This is a genomic window from Pseudomonas viridiflava (genome assembly GCF_003702045.1).
Taxonomy (GTDB): Bacteria; Pseudomonadota; Gammaproteobacteria; order Pseudomonadales; family Pseudomonadaceae; genus Aquipseudomonas; species Aquipseudomonas viridiflava_C.
In genome coordinates, this window is sequence record NZ_RBTP01000031.1 from 55,070 (window position 1) to 72,197 (window position 17,128).

Sequence of the window (17,128 nt, forward strand, 5' to 3'; positions counted from 1 at the left end):
TGTCAGAGTAGAACAACCGACAGGAAAGAGAAGAGGAATTACAGCATGAAAGCGCCCCGCGTGACGCTCGACCAATGGCGCACCCTGCAAGCGGTGGTCGATCATGGCGGTTTTGCCCAGGCCGCCGAGGCTTTGCACCGCTCGCAGTCGTCCGTCAGCTACACCGTGGCCCGCATGCAGGATCAACTGGGCGTACCGCTATTGCGCATCGATGGGCGCAAGGCGGTGCTGACCGAGGCTGGCGGCGTGCTGTTGCGGCGCTCTCGCCAACTGGTCAAACAAGCCAGTCAACTTGAAGACCTGGCCCACCACATGGAGCAAGGCTGGGAAGCCGAGGTACGCCTGGTCATCGATGCCGCCTACCCTTCGGCACGCCTGGTGCGTGCGCTGGCCGCGTTTATTCCCCAGAGCCGGGGCTGCCGGGTGCGTTTGCGCGAAGAGGTGTTGTCAGGCGTCGAGGAAGTGCTGCTCGAAGGCGTAGCGGACCTGGCCATCAGCGGCCTGAGCATTCCCGGTTATCTGGGCGCGGAAATGAGCGCGGTGGAATTCGTGGCAGTTGCCCATCCCGAGCATGCCTTGCATCAGGCCAACCGCGAGCTGACGTTTCAGGATCTGGAAAGCCAGTTGCAGGTGGTGATTCGTGACTCAGGCCGACAGCAACCGCGCGATGTCGGCTGGCTGGGTGCGGAGCAGCGCTGGACCGTCAGCAGCCTGGCCACGGCAGCAACCTTCGTTAGCAGCGGATTAGGCTTTGCCTGGCTACCCCGACATCTGATCGAACGCGAACTCAAGGAAGGTGTACTCAAAATACTGCCGCTGGACCGGGGTGGCAGCCGCAATCCTTCGTTCTATCTTTACTCCAGCAAAGACAAACCGCTGGGCCCGGCTACGCAGATTCTGATCGACCTCATCCGCACCTTCGACACCGCGCCGCTGACTGCCGCGTTCGCAGCCCCTCAACAAGCCTGACAGGGAGTAGGCACATGGCGTTCTTCGAGCATGACGAGTGTTCACTGCACTACGAAGAGTACGGTCAGGGCGAGCAGGTCCTGCTGTTGCACGGCCTGGGGTCGAGCTGCCAGGACTGGGAATACCAGATCCCGACGCTGGCCGCGCAGTACCGCGTGATCGTGATGGACCTGCGCGGTCATGGTCGCTCGGACAAACCCCATGAGCGCTACAGCATCAAGGGCATGAGCGGCGACGTCGAAGCGCTGATCGAGCACCTTAGGCTGGGGCCGGTGCATGTGGTCGGGCTGTCGATGGGCGGGATGATCGGCTTTCAACTGGCGGTCGATCATCCGCACTTGCTCAAAAGCCTGTGCATCGTCAATAGCGCGCCACAGGTCAAGATCAAAACCCCCAGTGACGTTTGGCAGTGGGCCAGACGCTGGACGCTGTCGCGCCTGGTCAGCATGGAGGCGATGGGTAAGGCGCTGGGCAAACTGTTATTCCCCAAGCCCGAGCAAGCGGAACTGCGGCGCAAGATGGCCGAGCGCTGGGGCCGTAATGACAAGCGAGCCTACCTGGCGAGCTTCGATGCCATCGTCGGTTGGGGCGTGGAGCACAAGCTTTCGCGCATCACCTGCCCTACCCTGATCATAGCCGCCGATCACGACTACACTCCGGTGTCGCTCAAGCAAGCCTATGTCAGACACATTGCCAACGCCCGGCTGGTGGTCATCGAAGACTCGCGCCACGCCACACCGCTGGACCAGCCTGAGGACTTCAATCGCACGTTGCTGGAATTCATCGCCAGCAGCGGGGTCTGAAGCACGCGCAGGTCATTGCACACAAACTGCCCCGCTGATCACGCTGGGCAAAAAAAGCCAAACGTGGTTACCTTGCCAGCCACAGTCGATATCTCATTGAAGGACCTGTCGCTCTATGTTGAAAAAAATCGCTCTTGCCGCCTGCTCCGTGCTGTTCGCCGCCAACCTGATGGCAGCGCCGGACAAACCGACTCACGTCTTGCTCAACACCAGCTTCGGCGAAATCGAGATCGAGCTTGCAGACGCCAAGGCACCGATCAGTACCCAGAACTTCCTGGGCTATGTCGACAGCGGCTTCTACAACAACACGATTTTTCACCGTGTGATCCCGGGCTTCATGGTTCAAGGCGGCGGTTTTACGCAGCAAATGGTTCAGAAGCCGACCAAAGATCCGATCAAGAACGAAGCTCAGAACGGCCTGCATAACGTGCGCGGCACGATTTCGATGGCGCGCACATCGGACGTGAACTCGGCCACCAGTCAATTCTTCATCAACACCAATGACAATGCCATGCTCGACAACGGTGTGCGTGACTACGGCTATGCAGTGTTCGGCAAAGTGGTCAAGGGGATGGATGTGGTCGATCAGATCGTCAACGTCCAGACCGGCAACCAGAAAGGCATGCAGAACGTGCCAAACGACCCGATCCTGATCAAGTCCGCCAAGCGCGTCGACTGACAGGAACCTGGACCGCGTGAAGCCAGGGCTTCACGCGGCCCGGACGGGAGCGCTTCTATTTATCAAGGGAGAGCCCACACGATGTGGGTGTGATAGCCAATGCTTTATCGTCGTTTTGAAAAGCTGATCGATATCTTCAAAGACGCCCCCACCGCAGCCCCGCCCAACACTGTTTTCGCCTTCTACACCTACTACCTGCGTCAGGTCTGGCCGACCTTTACCGCGCTGCTGGTGGTGGGGCTGATTGGTGCACTGATCGAAGTCGCGCTGTTCAGCTATCTCAGCCGCATCATTGACTTGGCCCAGACCACCGCGCCCAAGGATTTCTTCACCCTTCACGGCCCTGAACTGATCTGGATGGTGGTAGTGACCCTGCTGCTGCGTCCAATATTCGTCGGCCTGCACGATCTGCTGGTGCACCAGACCATCAGCCCCGGCATGACCAACCTGATTCGCTGGCAGAACCACAGCTACGTGCTCAAGCAAAGCGTCAATTTCTTCCAGAACGACTTCGCCGGACGTATCGCCCAGCGCATCATGCAGACCGGCAACTCGCTACGTGACTCGGCGGTTCAATCGGTGGACGCCCTCTGGCACGTATTGATCTACGCGATCAGCGCGATGGTGCTGTTTGCCGAGGCCGACTGGCGTCTGATGATTCCGCTGGGCACCTGGATCCTGGCCTTCATACTGGCGTTGATGTACTTCGTACCCCGCGTCAAGCAACGCTCGGTGGACTCCTCCGATGCACGCTCCAGGCTGATGGGGCGCATCGTCGACGGCTACACCAACATCACCACGCTCAAGCTGTTCGCCCACACCAACTTCGAGCAGCAGTACGCGCGCGAAGCCATGCGCGATCACACCGAGAAGAGCCAGCTGGCCGGTCGCGTCGTGACGTCGATGGACACCACCATCACGACGATGAACGGCATCCTGATCGTGACCACCACCGGCCTGGCGTTATGGCTGTGGACGCACTCGCTGATTTCAGTGGGCGCCATCGCGCTGGCGACCGGTCTGGTGATTCGGATCGTCAACATGTCCGGCTGGATCATGTGGGTGGTCAACGGCATCTTCGAGAACATCGGCACCGTGCAGGACGGGCTGCAAAGTATCTCGCAGCCGGTTTCAGTCAACGACAAACCCGCCGCGCAACCGCTGAAAATTGCCAACGGCGGCGTGAAATTCGATGGCGTGGACTTCCACTACGGCAATGGCAACGGGATCATTCACAACCTCAATCTGGACATTCGGCCGGGCGAGAAGATTGGCTTGATTGGCCCTTCCGGTGCAGGCAAATCAACGCTGGTAAACCTGCTGTTGCGTATGTATGACGTACAGGGCGGCAGAATTCTGATCGACAACCAAGACATTTCCGACGTCACTCAGGAAAGTCTACGGGCGCAGATCGGCATGATCACGCAAGACACGTCGCTGCTGCACCGCTCGATTCGCGACAACCTGCTGTACGGCAATCCCGGTGCGACGGACGAGCAGTTGTGGGAAGCCATTCGCAAGGCGCGTGCTGACGAGTTCATCCCGTTGCTGTCGGACTCCGAAGGCCGCACCGGCTTCGATGCGCACGTGGGCGAACGCGGTGTCAAACTGTCCGGCGGTCAGCGCCAGCGCATCGCGATCACACGCGTACTGCTCAAAGACGCGCCGATCCTGATCATGGACGAAGCGACCTCGGCGCTGGATTCGGAAGTCGAAGCAGCGATTCAGGAAAGCCTGGAAACCCTGATGCAGGGCAAGACCGTGATCGCCATCGCCCACCGCCTTTCGACCATCGCCCGCATGGACCGACTGGTAGTGCTGGAAAAAGGCCGCATCGCAGAAACCGGCACCCACGCCGAACTGCTGGCACAGGGCGGGCTGTATGCCCGCTTATGGCAGCACCAGACGGGTGGGTTTGTGGGGGTGGATTGAAGCGCAGGAACCACCCTGTCATTGACTGAGGGTGTGCGGACACCAGCTTCTGCCCGGAGGGCGTGGGATCTCTCGGAGGTTACGACGGCAGCGATGAGCTGCGTAGCAGCCCCGGGAGCACATGATCGTTCCCACGCTCCTGCGTGGTAACGCCGCCCAGGACGCTGCGCGTCCGCTCGCAGAACCCTTCAAACCTGCCGATACGGCAACGCAGCCCGCGCTTCCTCGGCATACGCCATCACGCCCGCCCGCTCCTGCTCCAGAAACTCGCTCACGGCATCTTTCAGGCCGGGGTGCATCAGGTAGTGCCATGAATGGGTGATCTGCGGTTCGAAGCCGCGGATCAGTTTGTGTTCGCCCTGAGCACCTGCATCAAAGCGCTGCAAGCCGTGGGCAATGGCGTAATCCATGCCTTGATAGAAACAGGTTTCGAAGTGCAGACGGTCGAACTCGGCCAGACAACCCCAGTAACGGCCATAGAAGCTGTCGCCGCCGATAAGGCTGAACGCCATCGCAACCGGACGTGAGCCCTGCAGGGCCAACACCACACGAATCGATTCAGGCATGCGTTCGGCCAGCAGGCTGAAAAACTCGCGTGTCAGATAAGGCGCCTGCCCACGAATCTCGTAAGTGTTGGAATAGCAGGCGTAGACAAAATCCCACAGGATCTCGGTCATCTGCTGACCTTCAAGCCATTCGAAAGCGATGCCCTGCCCTGCCACCTGCTCGCGTTCCTTGCGCATCTGCTTGCGTTTGCGCGAGCTCAGCGCATCCAGAAAATCCTGAAAGTCCCGATAGCCACGGTTGTGCCAGTGAAACTGGCAGCCGATGCGCGACAGCCAGCCAGGCTGCCCCTCCAGCACGGCATCGGCGGCAGGATCGGTGAAATTTACGTGAGCGCTGGACAACCCCTCACTCTGTAAATAGGCCGGCAGCTCACTGACCAACTCCGATGCACCTTGCGGCGTTGCAGAGAGAATTCGCGAACCACCCACCGGACTGAACGGCACCGCCACCAACAGCTTGGGGTAATAGGCGATACCGGCGCGGCGGCAGGCATCGGCCCAAGCGTGGTCGAACACGTATTCGCCGTAGGAGTGCCACTTGCGGTAAGCCGGAAGCGCGGCAACCAGTTGCTCGTTTTCGTAATGCAGGATGTGCTCGGGACGCCACCCGGAACGCGGGCCGAGGCTGCCGCTGTCTTCCAGTGAGCTCAGAAAGGCGTGGCGCAGAAACGGCTGATTGCCGGGCACCAACGCATCCCATTGGGCGGGTGTGACGGTGCTCAGGCTGTCGACGACGTGAACCGGCATGCAGGTTCCCTCGGTGGGTAAACGTGCGACGAGTATCACTGATTGAGACGGAATGTAAACGGCCGCGAATCGACGGCCGCTCTAAGTCGAGGTTTACACCCGGCACGCCGGCACTGTGTACAGCACGGTGCCGGCGGCCAGGGCTGTCAGCGTTTGCGCAGGATCACGCTGCCAATCGAATAGCCCGCACCAAACGAACTCAGTACGCCCAGCGCACCTTTGGGCAAGTCGTCCTGATAGGTGTGGAACGCGATCACCGAGCCCGCCGAACTGGTGTTGGCGTAAGTGTCGAGAATCACCGGCGCCTCTTCGACCGTCGCGTCACGGCCCAGCAGTTTCTTGACGATCAGGTGGTTCATGCTCAGGTTCGCCTGATGCAGCCAGAAGCGTTTTACGTCACTGACGTTCAAGCCGTTGTCGTCCAGGTGCGCGCTCACCAGTTCCGCCACCATCGGGCAGACTTCACGGAACACCTTGCGCCCTTCCTGCACGAACAGCTTGTCCGGCGCGCCCTCACCCTCATCCGACGTGCGGTTCAGGAAGCCGAAGTTGTTGCGGATGTTGTTGGAGAACGTGGTCAGCAAGCGGGTGCTGACGATATCGAACTGGTAAGGCGAGGTCGCCAGATCGGCGCGCTCCACCACCACCGCCGTTGCGCCGTCGCCGAAGATGAAATGGCTATCGCGATCACGAAAGTTGAGGTGAGCGGTGCAGATTTCCGGGCTGATGACCAGAATGGCGCGAGCCTGTCCCAGTTGCACGCTGTTGCACGCGTTCTGAATGCCAAAGGTAGCCGACGAGCAGGCCACGTTCATGTCGAATCCGTAGCCTGCGATGCCCAGCGCTTCCTGGATTTCAATAGAGATGGCCGGGTAAGCACGCTGCAGGTTGGAACAGGCAACGATGACGCCATCGATATCCGCCGTGGTCTTGCCAGCACGCTCAAGCGCTTGCCGGGCCGCAGCGACGCCCATCTCACACAGGATCGACCACTGATCGTTGGTGCGTTCAGGCAGGTTCGGCTTCATGCGTTGCGGGTCGAGAATGCCCTGCTTGTCCATCACGAAGCGGCTCTTGATGCCCGACGCCTTCTCGATGAACGCGGCGCTGGACTCGCTGAGCGCTTCCATTTCGCCACGTTCGATGGCGGCTGCGTTCTCGCTGTTGAACCGGTTTACATAGGCATTGAAGGACTGCACCAGCTCTTCGTTGGAAATGCTGTCGGCCGGGGTGTACAGGCCTGTGCCGCTGATGACGACGTTGTGCACGGTCGTTCCTCTCTTATTGAAGGTCGCAGGTATTGGCCTGCCAAGGCACGGCACGTGGCAACCCACGACTGTTCTGGGACCAACGTACCAATGCGTATATGAATCATGCGTTCGTAAAACAAATGCGCGAGGCTCAGGCCACGTCTACGGCATTGTGAAGACAGACGCGGAGTGTGCCACAGCGCCCGGTTTTAGCGCCATCGGGCCAATGAGTATTGGCCCCGTAGATCCGTCTCGCCGTCGGCCGCGCATTCGAGCGCGGCCGTATTTCAGTGACGCGCAAGGCTGGAGATCAGCCTTCCACCAGACTCCACTGTTTGCTCAACCGTTTGTCAGACACCGGCATCCGGGTGCCCAACTGCTGAGCGAAGAGCGAGACGCGATACTCTTCCATCCACCAACGATAGACCGCCAGCTCCGGGTCGCGCTTGCCTTCCTGGCGGTGTTTATCGGCACGCGCCTGATACTGCGCCCACAGCCCCGCCAACTCAATGCTCCAGACCCGGTCCTTTTGCACCTGGCCGGGCAGTTTTTCCAGACGTATCTCGATGGCCTTGAGGTAGCGCGGCAGCTCCTTGAGCCATTGCGCGGGCGTTTCGCGCACAAAGCCCGGATAAACCAGCTTGCCAAGCTGCGCCTTGATGTCATTGAGCGCAACCGCCTGGGCCAGATCGATCTTGCCTTTGAAGCGCTTCTGCAAACCGTGCCATAGCTTGAGAATCTCAAGGGTCAGCTTTGCCAGACGCTCGGCATGCTCGGTCCAGTCGGCACGTTTGCGTTCGGCCAGCGACAGCAACCCGGCGCCGTCACGGGGCAGCTCGGCTTCGCTTTCCAGAACACAACTGTCGAGGCTGGCCAGCAGGATGTCTTCAATCAGTGCATCGATACGACCCAACTCGCGGTACAACAAGGCCAGCTCAGTCTGGCCCGGAAGCTTGCTTCGCAAGAACTTCGCGGGCTCGGCCAACTGTTGCAGCAACAGCCGTTGCAGAGCGCGGCGATGCTGATATTCGGCCTCGGCCTGGGTCGAGAAGCGGCCTTCCTTGACCGTGCCAGCCTCTTCCACCAGCGCGGGGTACACCGTCATCGACAGCCCGGCGATGTTCTGTTGGGTTTTCTGTGCCACCGGCGCGAACACCTTGGCCTCGACCGGCTGTTGGCTTTTCGCTGACTGCGGGACGGCGAGCGCAGCCTGGCTGGCTTCAGCAAAACGCGCCGTGAGTTCGTCCAGCTCTCGGCCTTCGCCAAGGAACTTGCCATTGCCATCGACAATTTCAAGGTTCATTTTCAAATGGTTATCGAGCTGCTGAGCCGCTTCGGCCCAGGCTTCGTCGGTGACCCGGGCACCCGTCATGCGCAACAACTCGCGGCCCAGTGCGTAGGGCAGAGAGCCCTCGCCAAAGGTGATGCGCTGCAAGGCGGCCTTGATGAAGTCAGGCACCGGCACGAAGTTTTTGCGCACTGCCTTGGGCAGGTTGCGGACCAGCGCAATGCACTTGGCCTCCAGCAGACCCGGCACCAGCCACTCCAAGCGCTCGGCGGGCAACGTCAGCAACAGCGGTGCGGGGACGCGCAGGGTCACCCCGTCGCGCGGATGATTGGGCTCGAAGTGATAGGTCAGCGACAGGCTCAGCTCACCCAGACGCAAAGTATCCGGGTACTGCGCGGCGGTGACTTCGCTGGCCTCGCGGGCCAGCACATCCTCTTCGCGCATGATCAACAGTTGCGGGTTCTTTTGGCTCTCGACCTTGTACCAGCTGTCGAAGGTCGCCGTCTGGTGAATCTCGGCCGGAATGCGCGCTTCGTAAAAGCTGTAGAGCGTGTCTTCGTCGGCCAGAATGTCGCGACGACGGGCCTTGGCTTCCAGCTCGTCGAGCTGTTCCAGCAGGCGAGTATTGGCGCTCAGGCATTTGGCACGGGACAGGATATCGCCGCGCACCAGGCCTTCGCGGATGAATAATTCACGCGACACCACAGGATCCACAGGACCGAAATGCACCGGACGGCGGCCGACCACGATCAGGCCGAACAGGGTGATCTGTTCGAAGGCCACGACCTGTCCGCGCTTCTTCTCCCAATGCGGCTCGAAATGGTTTTTCTTGATCAGGTGCCCGGCCAGCGGCTCGATCCAGTCGGCGTCGATCTTGGCAACCATGCGCGCATACAGCTTGGTGGTTTCCACCAGCTCGGCGGTCATCAGCCACTGCGGACGCTTCTTGCCCAGCCCGGAGGATGGATGTATCCAGAAACGTCGCTGCCGCGCACCGAGGTAGTCGCCTTCCTCGGCTTTCTGACCGATCTGGCTCAGCAAGCCAGACAGAATCGCCTTATGGAATTTCGGATAATCCGCCGGTTCCTTGTTGACTGTCAGTTGCAGGTCACGACAGATCAGGCTCAGTTGCCGATGGGAGTCACGCCACTCGCGCAGGCGCAGGTAATTGAGGAAGTTGCGGCGACACCAATTGCGCAGCGGACTGGCGGTCAACGTCTGGCGCTGCTCTTCGAAACCGCGCCACAGATTGACCAGCCCGGCGAAGTCCGAGTCGGCGTCCTTCCACTGGGCGTGCGCCTGATCGGCCGCCTGCTGACGCTCGGGCGGACGCTCGCGTACGTCCTGCACCGACATGGCACTGGCCACGATCAACACTTCCTGCAAACTGCCCTGCTTGGCGGCTTCCAGCAGCATGCGCCCCATGCGCGGGTCCACCGGCAAACGCGCCAACTGGCGGCCCAAGGGGGTTAACTGGTTCTCGCGATTGACCGCCGAGAGCTCCTGCAACAAGTTGAAACCGTCACTGATGGCCTTGCCATCCGGCGGTTCAATGAACGGAAAGTCGGTGATCTCGCCCAGGCGCAGGTGCAACATCTGCAGGATCACCGCCGCCAGGTTGGTGCGCAGGATCTCGGGATCGGTGAATTCAGGTCGGGCGTTGAAATCTTCTTCGCTGTAAAGCCGCACGCACAGGCCCGGCTCGACACGCCCGCAGCGACCCTTGCGCTGATTGGCACTGGCCTGGGACACAGCTTCGATCGGCAGACGCTGAACCTTGGCGCGGTAACTGTAGCGGCTGATGCGCGCCGTGCCGGTATCGATCACGTAGCGGATGCCCGGCACGGTCAGCGAGGTTTCAGCCACGTTGGTGGCCAGCACCACACGGCGCCCCGGGTGGGACTGGAAAATACGCTGCTGCTCGGCAGGCGACAGGCGGGCGTACAGCGGCAGGATTTCTGTGTGCTTGAGCTGAGCCTTGCGCAGCATTTCAGCGGCGTCACGGATCTCACGCTCGCCAGGCAGGAACACCAGCACGTCGCCCGGGCTCTTGCGTTCGCTGCGCTCGAAGGCTGCCAGTTCGTCCAGCGTGGCCAGAATCGCCTGATCGACGGTCAGGTCTTCCTCGACGCTGTTGCCCTCCTCGTCCTGCTCGCTGGTCAGCGGGCGATACCAAGTGTCGACCGGAAAGGTGCGGCCCGACACCTCGATGATGGGCGCGTCGTTGAAATGCTCGGAGAAACGCTGCAGGTCGATGGTCGCGGACGTGATGATGACTTTCAGGTCCGGGCGACGCGGCAGCAGGGTTTTCAGGTAGCCGAGCAAAAAGTCGATGTTCAGGCTGCGTTCGTGAGCCTCGTCGACGATGATGGTGTCGTAACGCTCAAGAAAGCGGTCGTGCTGGGTTTCGGCCAGCAGAATGCCGTCCGTCATCAGCTTGATCAGGGTGTTACTGTCGCTCTGATCCTCGAATCGCACTTGATAACCGACCAGCGCGCCCAATGGTGTGGCGAGTTCGTCAGCCACCCGACTGGCGACACTGCGCGCGGCGATTCGACGCGGCTGGGTGTGGCCGATCAGGCCGTGTTGCCCGCGACCGATTTCCAGGCATATCTTCGGCAACTGGGTAGTTTTACCCGAGCCGGTTTCGCCCGCGATGATCAGCACCTGATGTTTGAGCAGCGCGTCCTTGATTTCGTCCCGCTTGGCGGCGATGGGCAGGTTGTCGTCATAGCGAACCGTCGGCACGCTTTCGCGTCGCGCCGTCACCTGTGCGCAGGACGCCTGAACCCGCGCCACCCACTGCGCCAGCTTCGCCTCGTCAGGCTTCTTGCGCAGTTCGTGCAACTGACGACGCAGACGATGGCGGTCGCCGATCATCGCTTGATCGAGGTTTTTCAGGAGTTGGTCGATGTTGGGCGATTCGTCGGTCATCAGGTGCGCAGAGTCTTTTCTTGAAGGATACAGAGGCGCGATTGTCGCAGATTGCGCAAGAGAGGACGACTGTTGGGGGCGGATTGGGGCTGATCGAATCGCAGCTGCTGACCTTCAAACACTGCATGGCCATTGAAAACATTGTTTGAGGTCGTGGGAGCGGACTCGTCCGCGAAAGGGCCGACCCATTCAATCGAGACGCGGCGTGCGGAAAACAGCCTTCGTGGACAAGTCCACTCCCACGTGCAGCGTTCAACCGTAGGAGCGCGCTTGCCCGCGATCTGCCGGGCACAGGCAGCAAACCAGATGCGTGATAAACCTGTCACATGACCTGCCAAAAACGACAACGCCGTGTCAGGGGACACGGCGCTGTTTGTTACACAGATTCGGCTTACTTCTTCACGCCCAGCTTCTTCAACTCCTCGTCACGCAGTTCGCGGCGCAGGATCTTGCCGACGTTGGTGGTCGGCAGTGAATCGCGAAATTCCACGCTGCGGGGGACTTTGTAGCCGGTCAGGTTGGCGCGCATGTGCTCCATGACCTGATCCTTGGTGAGCGTCACGCCGGGCTTGGCAACCACGAACACCTTGATGGCCTCACCCGATTTTTCATCGGGGATGCCGATGGCGGCGCATTGCAGGACGCCGGGCAGCGTGACCAGCACGTCTTCCAGTTCGTTGGGGTAAACGTTGAAGCCGGAGATCAGAATCATGTCTTTCTTGCGATCGACGATGCGCAGGTAACCGTCGGGCTGGATGATCGCGATGTCGCCGGTCTTGAGCCAGCCATCCGCATCAAGCATTTCGTCGGTGGCTTCCTGACGCTGCCAGTAGCCCTTCATGACTTGCGGACCCTTGATGCACAACTCGCCTGTTTCACCCAACGCCAGTTCAGTGCCCGCATCGTCGATGACCTTGCACAAGGTGGACGGCACAGGAATGCCGATGGTGCCCATCTGGATCTTCTGAATGGGGTTCACTGTCGCGACCGGACTGGTTTCGGTCATGCCGTAACCTTCGCAGATCGGGCAGTTGGTGACCTGTTTCCAGCGCTCGGCCGCTGCCAGTTGTAGGGCCATGCCTCCGGACAACGTGACTTTCAGCGCCGAGAAATCAAGGTTGCGGAATGCCTCGCTGTTGCACAGGGCAACGAACAGGGTATTCAAACCCACGAAGCCGGAGAACTTCCATTTGGACAGTTCCTTGACCATCGCAGGCAGGTCCCGGGGGTTGCTGATCAGCACGTTATGGTTACCGATCAACATCATGGCCATACAGTGAAAGGTAAACGCATAGATGTGATAGAGCGGCAACGGCGTGATGAGAATTTCGCTGCCTTCATTGAGGTTGGAGGCCATCAGCGCGCGGCATTGAAGCATGTTGGCGATCAGGTTGCGATGGGTGAGCATCGCGCCTTTGGCCACGCCAGTGGTGCCTCCGGTGTACTGCAGCACGGCGACTTCAGCCTGGTCAGGGGACACGTCGGTGACGGGTCGGCCGTGGCCTTTTTTCAGAACATCGTTGAATTTGACGGCGTCAGGCAGGTGGTAGGCCGGGACCATCTTCTTCACGTACTTGATGACGCTATTGACCAGCAGGCGCTTGAGCGGCGGCAGCAGGTCCGCCACTTCAGTGACGATGACATGCTTGACCTGGGTCTTGGGCACGACCTTTTCCGCCAGATGCGCCATGTTGGCCAGACACACCAGCGCTTTGGCACCGGAATCATTGAACTGGTGTTCCATTTCACGGGCGGTATAAAGCGGGTTGGTGTTGACCACGATCAGGCCGGCACGAATGGCGCCGAACACGGCAACGGGGTACTGCAGGACATTGGGCAGTTGCACGGCGATACGGTCGCCGGGCACAAGGTCGGTGTGCTGTTGAATCCAGGCGGCGAAAGCGCCGGACAACGTGTACAGCTCGCCGTACGTGAGGGTCTTGCCCAGATTGCTGAATGCGGGTTTATCGGCGAAACGCTGGCAGGACTGCTTCAGGACCGCCTGGACGTTGGGATACTCATCAGGGTTGATATCGGTGGGGATACCAGACGGGTATTTATCCTTCCAGAAGTTTTCAATCATTCAGCCAGCTCCATAGCGATAGCGAATTCTTCACATCGCTTTAGGCGATGATTTTCTTGTGTTTTGGAATTGTGCAGTAGACGCCCATTCGCTTGATGACAGGTCAAAAAGCGCGCCGAGAGTAGCAGCTTTGCCAAAGGCCGACTAGGGGCAAACAGGGGCTCTACGGTCACAAAAGTGACCGATATCAGCGCTCCGGTCACAGCCTCGTTTTCAGTGCGGGAATTTTCGGATTCCCTGAAAGCGTTGAGCCAGAGCGCTTGTAGGACGGGGTTGAGCTTAGCCAAAAAATAAGGCCCCGCTTGCAGGTCAATACAAACGAGGCCGATGACGCAAAAAGAGACATTTCCTGCATCAAGCGATCTCGCGGAGCTCCCTGCGCAGGATCTTGCCCACTGGTGTCATTGGCAAGGATTCACGCAGCACGATCTGCTTGGGGACCTTGTAGCCCGTGAAGTTCTGTTTGCAGAAGTGTTTGAGTTCCTCGACCGTGAGCCCAGGCTCGCGCGCCACCACAAACAGTTTGACCGCTTCACCCGAGCGCTCATCCGGCACACCGATGCACGCGCAACTGGCGACTTTGGGGTGGGACATGACGACGTCTTCGATCTCGTTGGGGTAGACGTTGAACCCGGAAACGATGATCAGGTCCTTTTTGCGGTCCACGATGCTGACGAAACCGTCGGCACCGATCACCGCGATGTCGCCCGTCTTGAACCAGCCGTCGGCGTCCAGCGCTTCAGCCGTGGCTTCAGGTCGATTCCAATAGCCCTTCATCACTTGCGGCCCTTTGATGCACAGCTCGCCGCGTTCATCGAACGGCAGTTCCACACCCTCGTCATTAATGACTTTCATACCCGTGCCCGGAACAGGCAAGCCGACCGTACCCAGCCTTGCCAGCGCACCGTAAGGGTTGGCGCTGGCGACCGGCGACGTTTCGGTCAGCCCATACCCCTCGACAATCGTGCAGCCCGTGATCTCGGCCCAGCGTTCGGCCGTGGCCTTGACCAGCGCGGTGCCACCGGAGTTGGTGCTCTTGAGGCTGGAGAAGTCCAGCTTCTTGAAGTCGGGGTGGTTCATCAGCGCCACGAACAGGGTATTGAGTCCGATCATGGCGGTGAACTTCCACTTGCCCAGCTCTTTGATGAACCCGCCGATGTCCCTCGGATTGGTAATCAGAACATTGTGATTGCCACTGATGACCATGCACATGCAATGGGCCGTGAAGGCATAGATGTGGTAAAGCGGCAGCGGCGCGATCATCACCTCTCTGGCCTCACCGAACATCACGCCTCCCTCGGGGCATTGCTGGCGCATACAGGCGTACACCTGCTGCATGTTGGCGACCAGATTGCCGTGGGTCAGCATCGCGCCCTTGGCCGCGCCGGTGGTGCCGCCGGTGTATTGCAACACCGCCACGTCATCCAGGCAGACCGTGACAGGCTTCACCGAGCCGCCACGGCCCGTGCGCAAGGCAGTTTTGAAGCTGATGGCCTGCGGCAGCTCATAGGCCGGGACCATCTTTTTGACGTGGGCCACGATGGTGTTGATCAGCCACCCTTTGGCAGGCGACTGCAGGTCACCCATTTTCACTTCGATGAGGTAACGAAGTTCGGTGTCGGGGAATACTTCCTGCACCAACTTGCCAAACATATTCAGGTACACCAGCGCCTTGGCACCCGAGTCCTTGAACTGATGACGCATCTCGCGTGCCGTGTACAACGGATTGGTATTGACCACGATCAGGCCGGCGCGCATCGCCCCGAAGACGGCGATGGGGTATTGCAGCAGGTTGGGCATTTGCACGGCAATGCGGTCGCCGGGCACCAGATCCGTGTGGTGTTGCAGATAGCTGGCGAAGGCCGCTGAATGACGCTCCAGGTCTGCGTAGGTCAGCGTGACGCCCATATTGCTGAAAGCAGGCTTGTCCGCAAACTTCTTGCAGGCGCTTTCAAAGACCTCAACGACAGACCGATAGGTGTGCAGATCCACGTCAGAGGTCACCCCGGCAGGGCGTTTATCGTTCCAGAATTCAGGTTGCATTATTTTTATCCTCTTCCCTGCGTATGCCTGGTCGCCATTCACAATCGCGACCGCCCGACGTTAGCAGTTAAACCCTGGAAGGCAAATATGCCAGTCGGCTTCATCAACATCGTGAATCTTTCTGCTATTCAGGATGCCATTCACTTGGAGCTATACACTTAAGCCTACATCCTCAGGGCAGCCGCTCCAGATCGGGAAATCGCCATGCATCACGAAACATTCTGGCTCGACACCAACGACCATTGCCGCCTGTACGTCAACGCCTGGCTGCCTGATACCCCGCCCAAGGCCGTCATGATGCTGGTCCACGGCATGGCCGAACACAGCGGTCGTTACGGGCGGCTCGGGCTGGCGTTGAGCGCGGCAGGGATCGCGCTGTACGCACACGACCAGCGCGGCCACGGCAGAACCGCGCAGCAAGGCAGGCTCGGGCATTTCGCCAATACAGGCGGCTGGAACAATGTGGTGGACGATCTGGCAGCCGTGAGCCAGTCAATCAGCCAGCGGCATCCGGACCTGCCGCTGTTTCTGCTGGGCCACAGCATGGGCAGCTACATCGCCCAGGCCTACCTGATGCACCACGGTGCGAGTGTGCAGGGGGCGATTCTCAGTGGCTCGAACTTCCAGCCGGCGGCGTTCTATCGCGGCGCCCGCCTGGTTGCCCGGTTCGAGTGCCTGCGCCAGGGTCGCAAAGGGCGCAGCGCGCTGATCGAATGGTTGTCGTTTGGCTCGTTCAATAAAGCGTTCAAGCCGACCCGCAGTTGCTTTGACTGGCTGAGTCGTGACCCGGATGAGGTGGACAAATACGTGCAGGACCCTCTGTGCGGCTTTCGCTGCACCAATCAATTGTGGGTAGATCTGCTCGGCGGGCTGCAAAAAATCAGCACGCCTTCGAACATGGCACAGATCGACTCCAGCCTTCCTTTGCTGATTATTGGCGGCGAATGTGATCCGGTGAGTGCCGGCAAGCGTCTGAAGGATCTTGCCGATGCATTGGCAGAAGCGGGTCATCAAGTGTTACAACTTAAGGTTTACCCCCAGGCACGCCACGAAGTGCTCAATGACACGAACCGCGATGAAGTCACTCACGACCTGCTCGACTGGCTGCACAACGCCCTCGAGCAGCCAAGACCGCGCCGGGCCGAATGATTCCGTGCGTTTCAACTTCTTTATATTGTCCAGGACAGCCACATGACTCAAGTCACCAACACCCCCTACGAAGCCCTTGAAGTCGGTCAGAAAGCCAGTTACAGCAAAACTGTCCAGGAGCGCGATATCCAGCTGTTCGCTGCCATGTCCGGCGATCACAACCCGGTGCATCTGGACGCTGAATACGCTTCAAAGACCATGTTCAAGGAGCGTATCGCTCACGGGATGTTCAGCGGTGCACTGATCAGCGCAGCCGTGGCGTGCGAGTTGCCTGGGCCGGGCACGATCTACATCGGTCAACAAATGACCTTTCAGAAGCCGGTCAAGCTGGGTGACACCCTGACCGTGCGCCTTGAAATCCTCGAAAAACTGCCGAAATTCCGCGTGCGCATCGCCACCCAAGTATTCAACCAGAACGACGAGCTGGTGGTGGACGGTGAAGCGGAAATCCTCGCGCCGCGCAAACAGCAGACCGTCGATCTGACCGTACTGCCTGAAATCACCTTTGGCTGATGGGGTACGGGTGTGTTCGAAGACGCGCACCCAACATTCTAGACCCGGCCACACCTGTGTTGCCGGGGGTATGTCTCCCGCCTTACCCCTGCGCCTTTCGCCAGGCCTGTTCCTGACGCCCTGTCTGCCACTCGCTCCGCGTGGAACCGTTTTTCGTGCAACGCCCACTCAA

The 17,128-nt window shown here is 59.9% G+C and carries 11 protein-coding genes; 6 read left to right on the forward strand and 5 right to left on the reverse strand.

What is annotated here, in order from left to right:
- Positions 1–45 precede the first annotated feature (45 nt).
- The 4 genes from ALP40_RS10210 to ALP40_RS10225 all read left to right on the forward strand — a co-directional run bounded on the left by ALP40_RS10210 (position 46) and on the right by ALP40_RS10225 (position 4,383).
- The gene (locus ALP40_RS10210) at positions 46–969 is read left to right on the forward strand and encodes a LysR family transcriptional regulator (protein ID WP_122208157.1); all 924 of its coding nucleotides are present in this window, start codon (positions 46–48) and stop codon (positions 967–969) included.
- A gap of 14 nt (positions 970–983) precedes the next feature.
- On the forward strand, positions 984–1,772 hold the full coding sequence (locus ALP40_RS10215; protein ID WP_122208158.1) for an alpha/beta fold hydrolase: 789 nt from the start codon (positions 984–986) through the stop codon (positions 1,770–1,772).
- 115 nt (positions 1,773–1,887) lie between these two features.
- Positions 1,888–2,451 carry a peptidylprolyl isomerase gene (locus ALP40_RS10220; RefSeq protein WP_122208159.1) on the forward strand — a complete coding sequence of 188 codons (564 nt, stop codon included), beginning with the start codon at positions 1,888–1,890 and terminating at the stop codon, positions 2,449–2,451.
- 99 nt (positions 2,452–2,550) lie between these two features.
- On the forward strand, positions 2,551–4,383 hold the full coding sequence (locus tag ALP40_RS10225; RefSeq protein WP_122208160.1) for an ABC transporter ATP-binding protein: 1,833 nt from the start codon (positions 2,551–2,553) through the stop codon (positions 4,381–4,383).
- A gap of 188 nt (positions 4,384–4,571) precedes the next feature.
- Here the strand turns inward: ALP40_RS10225 and ALP40_RS10230 are convergent, their stop codons facing one another.
- The 5 genes from ALP40_RS10230 to fadD2 form a co-directional block, all read right to left on the reverse strand.
- A complete protein-coding gene (locus ALP40_RS10230; RefSeq protein ID WP_122208161.1) occupies positions 4,572–5,696 on the reverse strand; it encodes a GNAT family N-acetyltransferase in 1,125 nt (374 codons plus the stop codon).
- 146 nt (positions 5,697–5,842) lie between these two features.
- Complete coding sequence (locus tag ALP40_RS10235; RefSeq protein ID WP_122208162.1) at positions 5,843–6,964, reverse strand: beta-ketoacyl-ACP synthase III; 1,122 nt, start codon at positions 6,962–6,964, stop codon at positions 5,843–5,845.
- Between the two features lie 292 nt (positions 6,965–7,256).
- On the reverse strand, positions 7,257–11,168 hold the full coding sequence (hrpA, locus tag ALP40_RS10240; protein WP_122208163.1) for an ATP-dependent RNA helicase HrpA: 3,912 nt from the start codon (positions 11,166–11,168) through the stop codon (positions 7,257–7,259).
- Positions 11,169–11,559: 391 nt separating this feature from the next.
- The gene (gene fadD1 / locus ALP40_RS10245) at positions 11,560–13,251 is read right to left on the reverse strand and encodes a long-chain-fatty-acid--CoA ligase FadD1 (protein ID WP_122208164.1); all 1,692 of its coding nucleotides are present in this window, start codon (positions 13,249–13,251) and stop codon (positions 11,560–11,562) included.
- A 354-nt stretch (positions 13,252–13,605) separates the two neighbouring features.
- A complete protein-coding gene (gene fadD2, locus ALP40_RS10255) occupies positions 13,606–15,294 on the reverse strand; it encodes a long-chain-fatty-acid--CoA ligase FadD2 (protein ID WP_122208166.1) in 1,689 nt (562 codons plus the stop codon).
- A gap of 204 nt (positions 15,295–15,498) precedes the next feature.
- Here fadD2 and ALP40_RS10260 point away from each other — a divergent pair, with 204 nt between their 5' ends.
- Together ALP40_RS10260 and ALP40_RS10265 are read left to right on the forward strand one after the other, a co-directional pair.
- On the forward strand, positions 15,499–16,443 hold the full coding sequence (locus tag ALP40_RS10260) for an alpha/beta hydrolase (RefSeq protein WP_122208167.1): 945 nt from the start codon (positions 15,499–15,501) through the stop codon (positions 16,441–16,443).
- A 42-nt stretch (positions 16,444–16,485) separates the two neighbouring features.
- Complete coding sequence (locus tag ALP40_RS10265) at positions 16,486–16,956, forward strand: MaoC family dehydratase (RefSeq protein WP_122208168.1); 471 nt, start codon at positions 16,486–16,488, stop codon at positions 16,954–16,956.
- The last annotated feature ends 172 nt before the right edge of the window (positions 16,957–17,128 follow it).

What these genes read in the sequence shown, in the direction of transcription:
- ALP40_RS10210 (WP_122208157.1), top strand. Translation starts at nt 46, where the DNA reads ATGAAAGCGCCCCGCGTGACGCTCGACCAATGGCGCACCCTGCAAGCG.
- ALP40_RS10215 (WP_122208158.1), top strand. Translation starts at nt 984, where the DNA reads ATGGCGTTCTTCGAGCATGACGAGTGTTCACTGCACTACGAAGAGTAC.
- ALP40_RS10220 (WP_122208159.1), top strand. Translation starts at nt 1,888, where the DNA reads ATGTTGAAAAAAATCGCTCTTGCCGCCTGCTCCGTGCTGTTCGCCGCC.
- ALP40_RS10225 (WP_122208160.1), top strand. Translation starts at nt 2,551, where the DNA reads ATGCTTTATCGTCGTTTTGAAAAGCTGATCGATATCTTCAAAGACGCC.
- ALP40_RS10230 (WP_122208161.1), bottom strand. Translation starts at nt 5,696, where the DNA reads ATGCCGGTTCACGTCGTCGACAGCCTGAGCACCGTCACACCCGCCCAA.
- hrpA (WP_122208163.1), bottom strand. Translation starts at nt 11,168, where the DNA reads ATGACCGACGAATCGCCCAACATCGACCAACTCCTGAAAAACCTCGAT.
- fadD1 (WP_122208164.1), bottom strand. Translation starts at nt 13,251, where the DNA reads ATGATTGAAAACTTCTGGAAGGATAAATACCCGTCTGGTATCCCCACC.
- fadD2 (WP_122208166.1), bottom strand. Translation starts at nt 15,294, where the DNA reads ATGCAACCTGAATTCTGGAACGATAAACGCCCTGCCGGGGTGACCTCT.
- ALP40_RS10260 (WP_122208167.1), top strand. Translation starts at nt 15,499, where the DNA reads ATGCATCACGAAACATTCTGGCTCGACACCAACGACCATTGCCGCCTG.
- ALP40_RS10265 (WP_122208168.1), top strand. Translation starts at nt 16,486, where the DNA reads ATGACTCAAGTCACCAACACCCCCTACGAAGCCCTTGAAGTCGGTCAG.